Raw genomic sequence first — 14,849 nt, 5'->3', positions numbered from 1 at the left:
AGCGCGAGTACGGGAGGGCGGCAATGGGTGCGACACGACGGGGGACGCCCCGGAACCGCGCGGCGCGCAGCGCGCTCGCGCACCTCGCGGCGGGCGCCCTGGCGCTGACGGCGGCGGCCTGCGGCAGCGACGACGCGAAGAAGGAAGCCCCCTCCCCCGACCTCATACGCCACACCGTCCGGCTCCCCCGGCTCAACGGCCAGAAGATCAAGGTCACGGCGGTCTGGACGGGCACCGAGCAGAAGAACTTCACCGAGGTCCTCGACGAGTTCAGCAAGCGCACCGGCGCCGAGGTGGCGTTCGTGCCCAGCGGCGACGACATGTCGTCGTTCGTCGGCTCGAAGATCACGGGCGGCGACCCGCCGGACGTGGCGATGCTGCCGCAGCCGGGCGTGCTGCGGGAGTTCGCCGGCAAGGGCTGGCTCAAACCGCTGAACGCCGAGGCCGCCGCGGAGCTGCGGAAGAACTTCGGCAAGGGCTGGCAGGACCTCGGCTCCCACAAGGGCACCCCGTACGGCGTCTACTTCAAGGTCACCAACAAGTCCCTGGTCTGGTACAACACCAAGATCTTCGACGCCGCCGGCGTGAAGGAGCCCAGGACCTGGGCGGAGCTGCTGAACGCCGCCCAGGTGGTCGCCGACTACGGCGTACCCGCGGTCTCCGTCGGCGGCGCGGACGGCTGGACGCTCACCGACTGGTTCGAGAACGTCTACCTGTCGCAGGCGGGGCCCGAGAAGTACGACCAGCTCACCACCCACAAGATCAAGTGGACGGATCCGTCCGTCACGGACGCCCTGACGGCGCTCGGCCGGCTCTTCGGCCGGAAGGAACTGCTGGCGGGCGGCAACAAGGGCGCCCTCCAGACCGCCTTCCCCGCCGCCGTCGGCCAGACCTTCGCCAAGGGCGAGGACTCCAAGGCCGCCATGGTCTACGCGCCGGACATCGCGGCCGCGGCCATCGACGGCACCAACGCCAGGATCGGTACGGACGCGAAGGTCTTCCCCTTCCCCGCGGTGGGCGGTGAGCCACCGGTCGTGACCGGCGGTGACGTCGGCGTGGCGCTCAAGGACAACGCGGCCGCGCAGGCGCTGCTGACCTTCCTGGCCTCCCCCGACGCGGCGCGGATCTGGGCCGCCCGGGGCGGCTTCCTCTCCGCCAACAAGAACCTGGACGCGGCCGCCTACCCCGACGACACCCGGCGCAGGATCGCCAAGGCGCTGGTGGCGGCGGGCGACGGCTTCCGCTTCGACATGTCCGACCAGGCGCCCGCGGCCTTCGGCGGCAAGCCGGGCCAGGGCGAGTGGAAGGACCTCCAGGACTTCCTGCGGAACCCCGGGGACGTGGCCGGCATCCAGCAGCGGCTGGAGGCCGACGCGGCCAAGGCGTTCAAGAACTGACGGGGGGCATCCGGTGAGCACCGTGTCGACCCGCGCCACCCGCAAGGGCGTCGTCCGCACCCGCCCCCTGGTGGCCGCCGCCTTCCTCCTGCCCGCCCTGGCCCTGCTGGGCGCCCTCGTCGTCTACCCCATCGGGTACTCCGTCCACCGCAGTTTCTTCGACGCGTCCGGCAACGGCTTCGTGGGGTTCGACAACTACCACGAGGTGTTCTCCGACGAGCGGATCCGCACGGCCCTGAAGAACAACGTCGTCTGGGTCGTCGTGGCCCCCGGCCTCGCCACCGCGCTCGGCCTGGTCTTCGCCGTGCTGACTGAACGGGTGCGCTGGGGAACGGCGTTCAAGCTCGTCGTCTTCATGCCGATGGCGATCTCGATGCTCGCGGCGGGCATCATCTTCCGGCTGGTGTACGAGCAGGACCCGGACCGGGGTGTCGCCAACGCCGTGTGGGTGGGGGTCCACGACACCTTCGCGGCGTCCGCCCCCTACCCCGGCGCCCACCCCCGGCCGGACGGCGGCCTGGCGGCGGACCCGGACGGCGCGTTCACCACCACATCCGCGCTGCGGGCCGGCAGTCCCGCGCCGGTGCCCCTGGTGGCGGTCAAGCCCCGGTACGCGAAGGGCGAGCGGGACGCGCAACCCCCGCGGGCCGAGCCGGGGAAGGTGACCGGGACGGTCTGGCTCGACTTCACCCGCGGCGGCGGGGGCACCCCGGGCCGCGTCGACCCGGGCGAGAAGGCCCTGTCGGGCGTGAAGGTCGAGGCGGTGCGCGACGGCCGGACCGTCGCGTCGGCGACGACCGGCGCCGACGGGACGTTCACGCTGCCCGCCGCGGCCGACGGCGCCCGGCTCCGGCTGCCCGCCGCGAACTTCGCCGAGCGCTACCGCGGCGCCGAATGGCTCGGCCCGACCCTGGTCACCCCGTCCATCATCGGCGCCTACATCTGGATGTGGGCGGGCTTCGCGATGGTCCTCATCGCGGCGGGCCTGGCGGGCGTGCCGCGCGAACTGCTGGAGGCGGCCCGGGTGGACGGCGCGAACGAGTGGCAGGTCTTCCGCCGGGTCACGGTGCCGCTGCTGGCACCCGTGCTCGGCGTCGTGGTCATCACCCTGGTGATCAACGTGCTGAAGATCTTCGACCTCGTCTACATCATCGCCCCCGGCTCCAGCCTGCCGGACGCCAACGTGCTGGCGCTCCAGCTCTACCAGTCGTCCTTCGGCACGGCCGTCAACCAGGGCCTGGGCAGCGCGATCGCCGTGCTCCTGCTGGTGCTGGTGCTGCCCGTCGTGATCGTGAACATCCGGCGCATCCGCAAGGAGGGACGGCGATGACCGCCTTGGACGCGACGCCGCGTGTGACGGCCGTACGGGGCCGGCGGCCGTGGCCGGCGCGCCTGGCCGCCCGGCTGGGCGGCGGGGCGGTGCGCCTCGTCCTCGTCGCCGTCGGGCTGTTCTGGCTGATGCCGACCGTCGGCCTGCTGCTCTCCTCCCTGCGGGACCGCTCGGACATCGCCTCCTCCGGCTGGTGGCAGGTCTTCGCCCACCCCGGACAGCTGACCGGGGCGAGCTACGACACCCTCTTCCACAACGACAAGGTGATGCACTCGCTGCTCACCACCACCCTGATCACCGTGCCGGCGACCGTGCTGGTGATCCTGGTCGGGGCGTTCGCGGGCTACGCCTTCGCCTGGCTCGAATTCCCGGGGCGGGACTGGTGGTTCATGGGCGTGGTGGGTCTGCTCGTCGTCCCCGTGCAGGTCGCGCTGATCCCGGTGGCGAAGCTCTTCAACGCCCTGGGCATCTTCGAGTCGACGCCGGGCGTGGTGCTCTTCCACACCGCCTTCGGCCTGCCGTTCGCCATCTTCCTGCTGCGGAACTTCTTCGCGGAGATCCCCCGCGAGCTGCTGGAGGCGGCCCGGCTGGACGGGGCGGGCGAACTGCGCATGTTCCTGCGGGTGGTACTGCCGCTGGGCGGCCCGGCGATCGCCTCGCTGGGGATCTTCCAGTTCCTGTGGGTGTGGAACGACATGCTGGTCGGGCTGATCTTCGCAGACAGCGGCAACCCGCCGATCACGGTGGCCCTCCAGCAGCAGGTGCGGCAGTTCGGCGACAACGTGGACATCCTCGCGTCGGGCGCCTTCCTCTCCATGGTCGTCCCGCTGGCGGTCTTCTTCGCCTTCCAGCGGCAGTTCGTCAGCGGTGTGATGGCGGGGGCGGTGAAGTGACCCCGCCATCGGGCGGTTTCGAGCCGTCCGAGGCGCAGGCGTACCGCGAGACCGCCCCGCCGCGCACGAACACCGTCGACTCCTCGCGGCACAGCGCGCCGAGCACGCGCGACTTGGCGTACTCGGCGCGCTGCGCCCGGAACCAGCGCCCGCCGACGGTGGTCGTGTCCCACACGGCCCAGACCCGGGTGCCCGGCGGCAACCGCCCGATCCTGCGCCGCAGTTCGGACGCGCCGGTCTCCTCGCCGTAGAGGGTGCCGGAGGCGGCCGCGGTGCGCCGCAGCGTCAGGTCGCGCAGACCGGTGAAGTCGCGCGGGTAGATCAGGGCGGTGCGGCGCTCGTGGTGCGGCAGGAACAGCACCGCGTCGCCCGGCCGCGCCAGCCGGCCGACGGCGGCGGCCACCCGGGCCGGCTCGTCGCCCCGGCTCGCCGGGAGCCGCTCGCGCTGGTGGACGGCGAACTGCCCCAGGAAGGACGCCACGACGGCCGCGACACCGGCCGCCACCGCCACCCCCCGCCACGGCAGGAACCCCAGCAGCCGCTCCGCCCCGGCGGCGGCCAGCAGCGGCACGCCCGCGAGGCAGAACAGCAGATAGCGGTCGAGGAAGACGGGCGTGCTCTGCGACGCGGCGTACAGCAGGACGGGCGGGACGAGCGCCAGGGGCAGGGCCACGGCGTGCAGCGGGAGGCGGGGCGCCTCCGGCGGGCCGGAGCGGGGCAGCGGCGCGAGCAGGGCGAGGGCGGCCAGCGCGAGGGTGACGGCGGCGACGGCGCTCCCCGGGCCGGCGAAATCGAGGACCAGCGCCCGCACCTGCGCGGAGCCGGGCGTCCTGATCCAGGAGACCTGTCCGCTCTGCCCCCGGGAGAAGAGCGCCAGCGGCGCGACGGCCGCGCAGGCGGCCAGGGCGGCGCAGGCCCAGCCGCGCCACGTCCGCCACGGCACGCACGAGACGAGCAGCGTCAGACCGTGCGCGGGCAGCAGCAGGACGGCGAACTCGTGCAGCAGCCCGGTCACCGCGACGGCCGCCCCGTAGGCGGCCCAGCGGGCCGCGGATCCGCGCTCGGCCGCGCGGACCAGCAGCAGGGTCGCCAGCGCCGCGCCCGCCGCGACCAGCGCGTACGACCGGCCCTCCTGCGCGTAGTGGCCGACGAACGGGTTGACCGCGTACAGCAGCCCCGCCCACAGGCCCACGCGCGGCCGGGCGAGCCGGCTGCCGAGCACCCCGACGAGGGCGGCGGTGCCGGCGGTCGCGGCCACCGACGGCAGCCGCAGCGTCACCTCGTCGGCCCGCACCGCGAGGACGACGTGCATCAGCAGGTAGTAGAGGCCGTGCACGACGTCGACGGAGCCGAGCAGGCGGAGGATCTCGGTGACGGAGCGGCGGGCCACCTGGAAGGTGGCCCCCTCGTCGCGCCACATCGACCCGCGGTCCAGCCCCCAGAGACCCAGGGCCGCCGCCACGGTGGCGGGGGCCAGCGCGGCCGCCCGTCCCGCCGCTCCCGCCGGCCCCGCCGCCCGGGTCGCCCCCATCGCCGTCCCTCCCGCCGCTCGGCCCACTCGGCCACTCGGCCCCACACTGGCCCGGTTCGTCGTACATGCCGGATAAAAATGAGTTCCGTGACAGTGAACGAGAGCGGAACCCCTGTCAGACCGCACGCTCCCGGCACGCTGCCCGCCGGCCTGGTCGACGTCGTGGTCATCGGTTACGACGACGCCGCGCACATCGCGGACGCCGTCCGCTCCGCCCTCGCCCAGGGACCGGCCGTCGCCCGGGTCGTCGCCGTGGACGACGCCTCCACCGACGGCACCGGCGCCGTCCTCGACCGGCTGGCCGCGCGCCACCCCCGGCTCCGCGTCATCCACCGCCGCGTCAACAGCGGGGGCTGCGGCACCCCCCGCAACGAGGGCCTGCGCGCCGCCGGCTCGCCCTATGTGATGTTCCTCGACAGCGACGACGTGCTCCCCCCCGGCGCCGTGGACGCCCTGCTGGGCGCCGCGCTGCGGCACGGCGTCCCCGTCGCGGCGGGCCTGTGCGTCCGCCGCGAACTGCCCGGACGGGTCGACACCCACTGGCAGCCCGGCCTCTACCGCACCGCCGCCCTGCACCCCTCCCCCGAGCACCACCCGGCCCTCCTCCACGACACCCTGTGCGTCAACAAGCTCTACGCCCGCTCCTTCCTCACCGAGCACGCCGTCCACTTCCCCGAAGGCCCTTATCCCTATGAGGACTTCGTCTTCAGCGCCCGGCTCCTCGCCGCCGGACCGGCCGTCGCGACCGTCCCCGACACCGTCTACGTCTGGCACGTGCGCCGCCGCGCCGCCCGGCCCTCCATCTCGCTCGACCGCGACCGCATCGCCAACTGGCACGCCCGGGTCCGGGCCCACCGGCGCGGCGTGGAGATCTACCGCGCGGCCGGACGGGAGCGGCTGGCCCTCGCGGCCCGCGTCAAGTTCCTCGACCACGACCTGCGCATATACGTCCGCGAACTGCCCCGGCGCGACGCCCGCTACCGGGAGGCCTGGTGGCGCGCCGCCCGGACGTGCCTGGCGGGGTACGGCGAGGCCGAACTCGCGGCCGCCCGGGCGCCCGCCCGCTGGATCGCCCGGGTGGTGCTGGCCGCGCCGGCCCCCCGCGACCTGGACCGGCTCGCCCAGCTCGCCGCCCGCCCGGCGCGACTGCTGCCGCCCTACGCCGTGGCCTCCGGCCGGCCCGTGTGGGCCGACGACCTGCCGGCCGCCGTCCTCGACGGCCTCACCACAGCGCCCGCCCGGCACCTGCCCGTCACCGTCGACGCGACGCTGCGCCTCCGGCGGCGGGCCGACCTGGCCCTGCGCGTCCACGACCTCTACGGCCGCCTCGCCGCGGCCCGGCCGCACACGGTCTCCCTCGAACTCCGCCCGCGCGACGGCTCCCCGGCCCTCTTCCTCCACTCCCCCCTCACCCCCGACGGCACCGGCTGGACCGCCCGCATCCGCTTCGCCCTCGGCCCGCTGGCCCGGCGGGGCACGCACTCATGGGACGTCCGCGTAGGACTCCACGACGCCCAAGGCGACGTGCTCCGCACCGCCGTCCGTGCCGTCGGCCCCTCGCGCCGCCCCTGCGCCCTCCTCCCGAACGCCCGGCACGTCCTACTGATCGTGCGCCCCCGCACCACCGCGGCAGGCACCCTCTCCCTCCGCACCCTCACCGGCCCCCAAGCCCTCTGGACCACCCTGACCACCCGCCTCCATCGTTCAGGTTGATCGTTTCCCGTCATGTGCGGGACCTGCTGACCGATCAGCTTGTGCCGGGTCAGAGGAAGAGGGCAGCGAGACGCGGAAGGCGCCGGCACATCTCCTGGGTGTCGTCGAAGTGGAAGTGCTCACCCATGTCGATGCCACCGCCAGTTCCGGGTATCGCCTGAGTGTCCCGGTGTCGCTCCATGGCCTGGTAGAGGTCTTCCGTACCGCTGGTGACTCGTTCGAAGGCGTGAGCGGCGGCATAGTTGACCGCTTCGGAGAACAGGGCTTCGCCGGACAGGCCGTTCGCAGCTTCGCTCACGAGTGGGTGCCCAGCCAGGCTGTCCGGACAGACTGCCGCCTTCTCGCACCAGTGGCGGCCCAGGGCGATGAGGCCGGCACGGAAGTCGATGAAGCCGTCGTCGGAGCAGCCGTCACCAATGAGGTAGGCGGCGGCCCACAGGTCCCAGCGGTACAGGGCGGCATGCACTTCCTCGAAGCGTTCTTGGAAACCGAGGATGAAGTGCGCTGACTGCATGGCCAGATGGTCGGTCAGCACCTGGGCGAAAGGGCTGTCTACCGTGCTGTTCGCGCGGGCGTTCCCGATGGTGTTCCAGAATTCGTCGATGTCCACGGCAGAACCCTGTCACCTGGGTATGACAAGGCTGCCTCGTGCGGTGGCCAATGTCGGCTTCACTCTCGACAAACCCGGGCACCGCCCCGGACCCAACGCCATCCGCGTCCTGGCCGACGTCCGCCGCCGAGGCCCCCCGGATTCCTGGCCGTGGCCACGCCTGCAACAACGCCGCACCCGAGACCTCCAGCTCCCGGCCCGTGCCCTGGGCTACCGGCTTGTGCTCGACTACCGCACCGACCAGCCAGGCATCCAGCCCGGGCACTCCGGCGCCGTCATGATCGAGGGCACCTGGTACCGTCCCGCCCTCCCCCATCCCCTGATCGACGCGACCATCGGCCTGCACGCGCAACGGATCGACGGCGCAACCTGGGCCGGGCACATCGCCGCCCGCGCCCCGTTCCGGCTCATGGCAACACAACGCCCCGATACCGAGGGGCACCAGCGGCTGATGTGCCCGGCCGGCGCCGGCAACTCCAATGCCCGCTGAAACCTTCAAGCCTGGGCACCCACTCCCACATCACGGGACAACCCGATCGCGACCATCGGCTCATCCACGCCCATCCCCTCCCACCAGACCTGTCACCGTGGCCGACACGACAGAAACGACAGCTACCGTAGCCGGTGACGACCGTTTCGTCGTCGCTCAGAACACCGCTTCGTCGGTGCCCCAAGAAAAGGGCGGGGCGGGGGCGGAACCCCTCCTGCACCCGCCGGCACTTCCGCCGGCACCGGGCCCGTCACCGGTCCACCTCCTCGAACAGCTCCTCCCACCGGTCCAGGACCACCGGCAGTGCGAACGCCGAGACCCGCTCCCGCGCCGCCCGCCCGTACCGCTCCCGCACCCCCGCGTCCCCCATCACGCCACCCAACGCCCGCCCGAACGCCTCCACGTCCCCCGGCGGCACCAGCACCCCCGTCACCCCGTCCGCCACCAACTCCCGCACCCCGCCGGAGAGATCGAAGGACACACACGGCACCCCGCAGGCGGAGGCCTCGGCGAGGGCCATCGGACGGCCCTCGTACTCGCTGGTGAGGGCGAGAACGGAGAGCTCGCGGTAGGCGGCGGCCACGTCCCGCACCGTGCCGCGGAAGCGGACCCGGTCGGCCACCCCGAGCCGCGCCGCGCGCGAGCGCAGCGCCGCTTCCTCCGGCCCGTCGCCGAAGAGGTGCAGTTCCCAGTCGGGGAACGGGCGACCGGCCGCGGCGAAGGCGTCGATCAGCCGGTCGAGCCGTTTGACCGGGTCGAGCCGGCCGACGGCCCCGACCCGCCGGGTGTCGAGCGGCGCCGGCGGCCCGGGGTCGAACGGCAGGGGGTTGGGGACGACCGCCACGTTCGGCAGGCGCAGCCGCCGGAACTCCGCGGCGTCCGCCTCGCTGAGGAAGACGGACTTCTCCAGTGCGGGGTAGTGCCGTTGGATCAGCCGGAGGTTGGCCGTGGCGGCGGCCTGCGCGAAGGACTCGTGGTACTGCCCGAGGCACTTCAGGTGCGCCCGCTCCACCCCCGCCAGCCAGTCCACCGCCCAGGGCGAGCCGGCCACCACGTACCCGTCGCGGACGGCCGCGAAGCGCCGGGCGAGCCGGGCGCGGGCGCGCCGGCCGTCCCGCCGCGCGGCGTGGGCGGCGCGCAGCCGGGCGAACCCCGGCAGCTCGCCGGGCGCGGCGGGCGAACGGTGGAGCGTGGCCCGCGTGTAGGCGGGGCGGGCGTGGAAGGCGTACGGCTCGGTGCTGGGGCGGACGCCGATCAGCTCCACGCGGTGGCCGCGCTCCGCGAAGCCCTGGGCGAGGGTGTGCAGCACTCGCTGCGAACCGCCCATCGAGTCGACGTCGACACCGACGAGGAACACGTTGCGCCGGCGGCTCACCGGGCACCTCCCGCGCCCAACTCTCCCAGCACCTCGGCGAAGAACAGGTCGACCACGGCCTTGCTCGACGCCCCCGTCTCGTACGGGTTGAACCGCGCCCGGAACCGCTCGTACGCCCCCTCCCACTCCTCGCGCACCGCCCCCAGGTCCCCGAGGGCGGCGACGAGTTCGCCGGTCGTGGTGATCAGCGGTCCGGGGGCGATGTCCGGCAGGTCGTAGTAGGTGCCGCGGAGCGCGGTCCGGTACCGGTCGTAGTCGTCGGCGTAGAGCAGGACGGGCCGGCCGAGGTTGACGTAGTCGAACATCACGGAGGAGTAGTCGGTGAGCAGCGCGTCCGAGGCGAGGAGCAGGTCGTTGAGGTCGGCGAACTGCCGTCCGTCGCGCACCGCGTGGCCCAGCTCGCGGGGGACGGTGTAGCGCTCGTAGTAGTGCGGGCGGACGACGACCGTCCAGGCCCCGCCGGTGCGGCGGACGAGCTCGGCGAGGTCCGCCCGGACCGACGCGCCGCTGCCGCGCGCCCCGTCGCGGAAGGTGGGGGCGTAGAGCAGCACCCGGGAGCCGTCGGGGATCTGGAGCCGTTCGCGGGCGGCGGCGGCGCGCTCGCGCTGGGCGGGTTCGTTCCACCGGACGAGGGCGTCGTTGCGCGGGAGTCCGGTGCGCAGCAGGGTGCCGGTGTAGCCGTTGGCGCGGACGAAGGTGCGCTCGAACTCCGGGCTGGGGGCCACCAGGGCGTCCCAGCGGCCGATCATGGCCTGGTGGGCGCGGCGCCGGCCGGGGCCGGCGAGCCGGAGCTCGGGGACGTCGAAGCCCATGTGTTTGAGGGCCTGGCCGTGCCAGGTCTGGAGGTAGCGGGTGCCGGGGCGCTTGGCGAGGTGCGCGGGGAAGCCGTGGGAGTCCACCCAGTAGCGGGCGCGGGCGACGGCGCGGACGTGCTCCCAGCTGCCGCGGCGGACGAGGGTGACGCCGTCGGGGTAGCCGGCGCGGCTGCCGCTGTAGGACCAGACGGCGCGCAACGGGAGGCCGCGGCGCACGAGTTCCTCGTGGATGCAGCGGGGGCTGTCGGCGTAGCCGCGGCCCTCCAGGGCCTCGAAGACGACCAGGTCGTCGGCCATGGGCAGCCGGTGGAGCCCGCGGCAGGCGAGGGCCCGGGCGCCGGGCCCGGTGGCGCGGCGGGCGAGCCGGCGGGCGGGGGCGAGGCGGGGCGCGAGGGCCTCGGCGCGGGCGCGGGCGCCGGTGCGCTCCCATCGGATCTCCAGGCGGCCCGCGCCGCGGTCCTCGCAGCCGACGCGGACGTCGTGGCCGTCGATCCGGGCGCGCAGCCCGGGGGCGCCGGGGGTGGCGAGGAGCGGGTCGGCGCGGTGCAGGCCGAGGCGGTCGAGGGCGACGACGGGGTGGCGCCGGCCGGCGAAGCCCTGGGGGCCGAGGCGGGCGCGGCCGAGGTCGAGGACGAGGTCGGCGGTGCGGACGGTCGCGTCGTCGGGGGCCGGGGCGTAGGCGAAGGGCACGGTGAGGGGGGCGGCCCGGACGGCGAGGCGCAGTTCGGCGGTGACGGGCCCGGCGAGCAGCCGCGCGGGGTCGTGCGTGCGCAGGGAGAGGTGCAGGCGGGTGCCGAGGGGCGTGACGCCGGTGACCTCGTGGCGCAGGGCGGCGGTGGCGAACGGCTGCTCCGCCACGTGCCAGTCGGTGATGTCCAGCTCGGCGGCGGCATGGGCGTCGGGGGGCAGGTCGGCGCCCCAGTAGGTGCGGCGGTCGACGCGGACGGTGTGCCGGGGGGCGATCAGCGGGCGGTCGAGGGTGCGGGCGCAGTCGGCCGCCTCGGCGTGCCGGCCGGCGCCCAGCAGGTACTGGCAGATCCGCTGCTCGCGCGGGAGGGCCGCGATGGCGCGTGGGGCGAGGCCGGCCAGGTAGGGCGTGACGACGGCGGCGAACTCCCGTGCCCAGCCGGGGCCTTGGTGGGGCAGGTCGCCGAGGTGGAGGCGGATGTCGTGGCGGAGGAACGCCTCGTCCTTGGCGGGTCTGAGGGCGGCGTGGCCCCTCTCCTCCAGGAAGGCGTCGGTGAGCCGGGCGACGGCGACGCGGTCCATGACGCCGCGGAGGCGGTGGCGGCCGGCGGTGATGGAGGCGGCCCGGGGGTCGAGCCGCCAGGTGTAGACGGGCCAGGGGACGACGGCGAAGCGCTCGGCCAGGGTGTAGGCGCGGGCGCTGAAGTCCTGGTCCTCGTAGTGGACGCCCTCGGGGAAGCGGAGGCGGTGCCGGGCGAGGAAGTCCGTGCGGTAGAGCTTGTTGGTGGAGAGGTGGTCGAGGAAGAACTCGGGGGCCTCGGCGATGCCCGCCACCTCCCGCGGTTCCTCGAAGAGACGGGGGTACCACAGGCCGGTGGCGCCGGTGTCCTCGAAGAGCCGGGTGACCTCGCCGGCAACCAGGTCGGCCCCGGTGCGTTCGGCCGTGAGCAGCAGGGACTTGCAGGCGTGGTACGGGAGTTCGTCGTCGCTGTCGAGGAACATCACGTACGGCGCCCGGGCGGCGCCGATGCCCGCGTTGCGCGGGGTGCCGCAGCCGCCGCTGTTGACGGGGAGCCGCAGCGGGCGCACCCGGGGGTCGGCGGCGGCCAGGCGGCGGACGACGGCGGGGGTGGCGTCGGTGGATCCGTCGTCCACGACCAGGGCTTCGAGGTTGCGCAGCGACTGGGCGAGGACGGACCGCACGGCGCGCGGGAGCCGTTCCGCGTCGTTGTGGACGATCACGACGACGCTGACGTCGGGATGGCGGCGTGCGGCGGGCATGGGTCACCTCGTCTCCGATGGGCTCCGGGGCTCCGGATCACTACTCAGAGAGTAGGCGGCACCACTGACAGTCACCCTCCCGGCGGTCCGTCTCCGCAGCGCGGCGAGGGCGAGGACGGCCGCGGCCCCGGTGAACATGACGATGTCCTTGAAGGCGTGCCGCCGGGATCCGCCCAGCTCGGGCCAGGGGATCCCGGCGATCTGCGGCACGAGCGGCATCCAGAACCACACCTGGCGCGCGGCGGCCCCGCGCACCACCACCGACGCGACGAGCGCCGGAAGGATCACCAGCGCGTAGTGCACGAAGGACGGCCGCGACACCAGGAACGCCGCGAGCATCAGCAGCGCCCCGCACTCCACCAGCCGCAGCGCCTCGTCGCCCCCGGCCCGCCAGCGCGTCCGGGCGCACCACAGCGCGGCGAGGGCGGCGCACGCCCCCAGGGCGAACGCCAGGTGGTGCGGCACGCCGAGCCGGGGCAGGACGGCGGTCCACGAGGCGTCGTACGGAGCGGCGTAGTCGTCCTGCCCGTGCAGCAGGAACGGCAGCGTCTTGGTGAGGAACAGCTGCGGCCGGGGCATGGCGAGCGCCGCCGCGACGGAGACGGCCACGGGCAGGCCCACCGCCCAGGCCAGCGCCCGCCACCGGCGGGCGAGGACGAAGAGGAGGAGCAGCGGCACGAGCATCGGCTTGAGGGCGATCGCCGCGCCGACGACCGCCCCGGCCGCGCTCCAGCGGCCGCGCAGCGCGAGCAGCAGGGCGGCGGGGTAGGCGACGACGGAGGCGGCCGTCCAGTTGCCGAGGTGCACGATGGCCTGGAAGGGCAGGAAGAGCCCGAGCCCCGCGACGACGGCCGCCGCGAGCCGGCTGTCCGCCCGGACGTCGAAGATCCGCAGGGCGAGCACCACGCCGGCGAGGACGAGCGCGGCGGTGACGAACGGCACCGCGCGCGTCAGCGTCCGGTCGGAGAACGGCGCCTGGGGCAGCGCCGCGAAGACCGCGCCGGGCAGATAGAGGAAGCGCTTGTCGGCGTAGGGCGACCCGCCGTCGAGCAGGGCGCGTGCCGCCCGGACGACGACCGCGTTGTCCATGCCCGTCCGCCGGACGCCCAGCATCCGCCCGGCGCTGAGCAGGTACACCAACAGCGCCGCGCCGAGCACCGGCCAGGGGGCGCGCCCCCGTGCCCGGTGCGCGAGCCCGTCCTCGTCCGTCCCGTCCTTCCCCCGCACGGCCACTCCCGCCCTCCTCATCGTTTCTCCACCTCCAGCAGCGCGAACCCGCCCGGTCCGCGGACCGTCCGCCGCAGCGCCGGGTCGTCCGGCCGCAGGCCGGGGGCGCCGTCCTTCTGCAGCACCCAGCGCGCCCCGTACCGGCCGAGCAGGCCGAGCCGTTCGGCCCGGGAGGCGGAGGGCGCGTAGTAGCGCCGGGTCGCCTCGCGGCGCTCCCGTTCGTCCGGCAGGAAGACGTCGGGCCAGGCCGGCGCGACGGTGTAGGGCCCGTAGGCGGGCAGCATGCGCAGCGCGAAGTAGTCGTTCGTCATCACCGTGGCGCCGGCGGGGAGTTCACGTCCCGCCCAGCCGAACGAGGGCCAGGGTGCGACGGCCTGGACGTGGGCGCGCACGGTGCGTGCGGCGCGCGCCGGCAGCGCGTACGCCACCGCGCCCGCCTGGGCACACGCGCCCGTCAACAGCGCCGCGCCCGTGACCGCGGCGAGGGCCCGGCGGGTCCGGCCGGCGGCCTCCGCCGTCGCCACGGCGAGGGCGAGCTGGGCGGGCAGCAGGACGGCGGGCAGGACGCGGCACCACGCCCAGTGCCCGCTCCACGCGCCCGCCGCGAAGACCGCCGCGCCGGAGGCGAAGAGCAGGACGAGCGGGTCGCGCCGGTCGCGCCGCCACCGCGCGGCCAGCGCCACGGCCCCCGGCGCGAGCAGCCAGAACCTCCCCACCAGGTGGGCGGCGAGCGGCCGGTGGATCGCGTCGAGCCCGTCAGCGCCGCCGAGTTCGAAGAAGGGGTAGTAGGGCCAGGCCCACAGCGCCCCGAGCGCGAGCCCGCCCGCCGCCGCCACCTTCCGCCACACCCGGCGCCCGCCCCGCGCCAGCACCGCCGCCACCCCCAACACCGCGACCGCGCCGGTGAATTGGTGCACCAGCAGCACCACGGCGAGCAGCAGCCCCAGGGTCAGGAAGGCGGCGAACGACCGGTCGTCCGCGACCGCGCGCCGCAGCAGCGCCCACAGGTGCAGGGCGGCGCCGAGCGCGAGGGTGCTCGGGTAGGCGAGGGTCAGGGCGAGCGAGGTCAGTCCGGGCATCCCGCTCCAGGCGAACAGCCGCGTCCCCTGGAGCAGCAGCACGCACAGCAGGGCGAGCGGCACGGCGGCCGGACGGCCGGTCAGGGCGCGGACGAAGGCCGCGACGCCGGTGGCGAACGCGACGAACCCGGCGAGCGCGGCCAGGTGCAGCACCTGGAGGCCGTCCAGGCCCGCGGCCCGCGCGGCGAGCGCCAGCACGACGGTCCACGGCGAGTAGTAGGGGCTCGGGACGTCGGCGTCGACGAGCGGATGCCCCGGGTGCGGCAGGTCGGCCCGCAGCCGCTCCACGACGGCCGCGTGCATCCCCAGGTCACCGGCCCAGGGCAGCCGTACGGCCGACACCAGCAGCAGGAGGGCGGGGAGCAGGGCGGCGCCCCACAGCGCCCGCTGCGCGCCGGCGGCGCGAAGGGTCACGGCGGCG

Annotated in this window: 11 protein-coding genes; 5 read left to right on the top strand and 6 right to left on the bottom strand. The window is 74.9% G+C overall.

Annotated elements, in window-relative coordinates:
- Window positions 1–23: 23 nt before the first annotated feature.
- From AC230_RS28800 to AC230_RS28790, 3 genes are read left to right on the top strand one after another with little or no spacing between them, the layout of a single operon-like run.
- The gene (locus tag AC230_RS28800; RefSeq protein WP_049719259.1) at window positions 24–1,397 is read left to right on the top strand and encodes an ABC transporter substrate-binding protein; all 1,374 of its coding nucleotides are present in this window, start codon (window positions 24–26) and stop codon (window positions 1,395–1,397) included.
- A gap of 22 nt (window positions 1,398–1,419) precedes the next feature.
- Window positions 1,420–2,727, top strand: a complete 1,308-nt coding sequence (locus AC230_RS28795) for a carbohydrate ABC transporter permease (RefSeq protein ID WP_049719550.1) — start codon at window positions 1,420–1,422, stop codon at window positions 2,725–2,727.
- A complete protein-coding gene (locus AC230_RS28790) occupies window positions 2,724–3,620 on the top strand; it encodes a carbohydrate ABC transporter permease (protein ID WP_049719258.1) in 897 nt (298 codons plus the stop codon). Before AC230_RS28795 ends, AC230_RS28790 begins: the two co-directional genes overlap by 4 nt.
- On the opposite strand, the gene AC230_RS28785 is transcribed toward AC230_RS28790, so the two are convergent.
- The gene (locus AC230_RS28785; RefSeq protein WP_053161411.1) at window positions 3,589–5,151 is read right to left on the bottom strand and encodes a glycosyltransferase family 39 protein; all 1,563 of its coding nucleotides are present in this window, start codon (window positions 5,149–5,151) and stop codon (window positions 3,589–3,591) included. The genes AC230_RS28790 and AC230_RS28785 overlap by 32 nt on opposite strands.
- Window positions 5,152–5,244: 93 nt before the next feature.
- Between AC230_RS28785 and AC230_RS28780 the strand changes: the two genes are divergently transcribed.
- Complete coding sequence (locus AC230_RS28780; RefSeq protein ID WP_053161410.1) at window positions 5,245–6,864, top strand: glycosyltransferase; 1,620 nt, start codon at window positions 5,245–5,247, stop codon at window positions 6,862–6,864.
- Window positions 6,865–6,913: 49 nt separating this feature from the next.
- On the opposite strand, the gene AC230_RS28775 is transcribed toward AC230_RS28780, so the two are convergent.
- Complete coding sequence (locus tag AC230_RS28775) at window positions 6,914–7,474, bottom strand: DUF4240 domain-containing protein (protein ID WP_049719257.1); 561 nt, start codon at window positions 7,472–7,474, stop codon at window positions 6,914–6,916.
- A 43-nt stretch (window positions 7,475–7,517) separates the two neighbouring features.
- Between AC230_RS28775 and AC230_RS28770 the strand changes: the two genes are divergently transcribed.
- Window positions 7,518–7,964, top strand: coding sequence for a hypothetical protein (locus tag AC230_RS28770; protein ID WP_049719256.1), 447 nt, complete (start codon window positions 7,518–7,520; stop codon window positions 7,962–7,964).
- A gap of 250 nt (window positions 7,965–8,214) precedes the next feature.
- Here AC230_RS28770 and AC230_RS28765 read toward each other — a convergent pair whose 3' ends face one another.
- The 4 genes from AC230_RS28765 to AC230_RS28750 are packed head-to-tail and all read right to left on the bottom strand — an operon-like array spanning window position 8,215 to window position 14,842.
- Window positions 8,215–9,339, bottom strand: coding sequence for a glycosyltransferase (locus AC230_RS28765; RefSeq protein WP_241833394.1), 1,125 nt, complete (start codon window positions 9,337–9,339; stop codon window positions 8,215–8,217).
- A complete protein-coding gene (locus tag AC230_RS28760) occupies window positions 9,336–12,122 on the bottom strand; it encodes a bifunctional glycosyltransferase/CDP-glycerol:glycerophosphate glycerophosphotransferase (RefSeq protein ID WP_049719255.1) in 2,787 nt (928 codons plus the stop codon). Before AC230_RS28760 ends, AC230_RS28765 begins: the two co-directional genes overlap by 4 nt.
- Window positions 12,123–12,125: 3 nt before the next feature.
- On the bottom strand, window positions 12,126–13,355 hold the full coding sequence (locus AC230_RS28755; protein WP_053161408.1) for a glycosyltransferase 87 family protein: 1,230 nt from the start codon (window positions 13,353–13,355) through the stop codon (window positions 12,126–12,128).
- Window positions 13,356–13,366: 11 nt separating this feature from the next.
- The gene (locus AC230_RS28750; protein WP_053161406.1) at window positions 13,367–14,842 is read right to left on the bottom strand and encodes a hypothetical protein; all 1,476 of its coding nucleotides are present in this window, start codon (window positions 14,840–14,842) and stop codon (window positions 13,367–13,369) included.
- Window positions 14,843–14,849 lie beyond the last annotated feature (7 nt).

Origin of the sequence: Streptomyces caatingaensis (assembly GCF_001187435.1) — a bacterium.
Lineage (GTDB): Bacteria > Actinomycetota > Actinomycetes > Streptomycetales > Streptomycetaceae > Streptomyces > Streptomyces caatingaensis.
The sequence above is the reverse complement of the archived record's forward strand: the minus strand, read 5'-3'. Positions and strand labels throughout refer to the sequence as shown.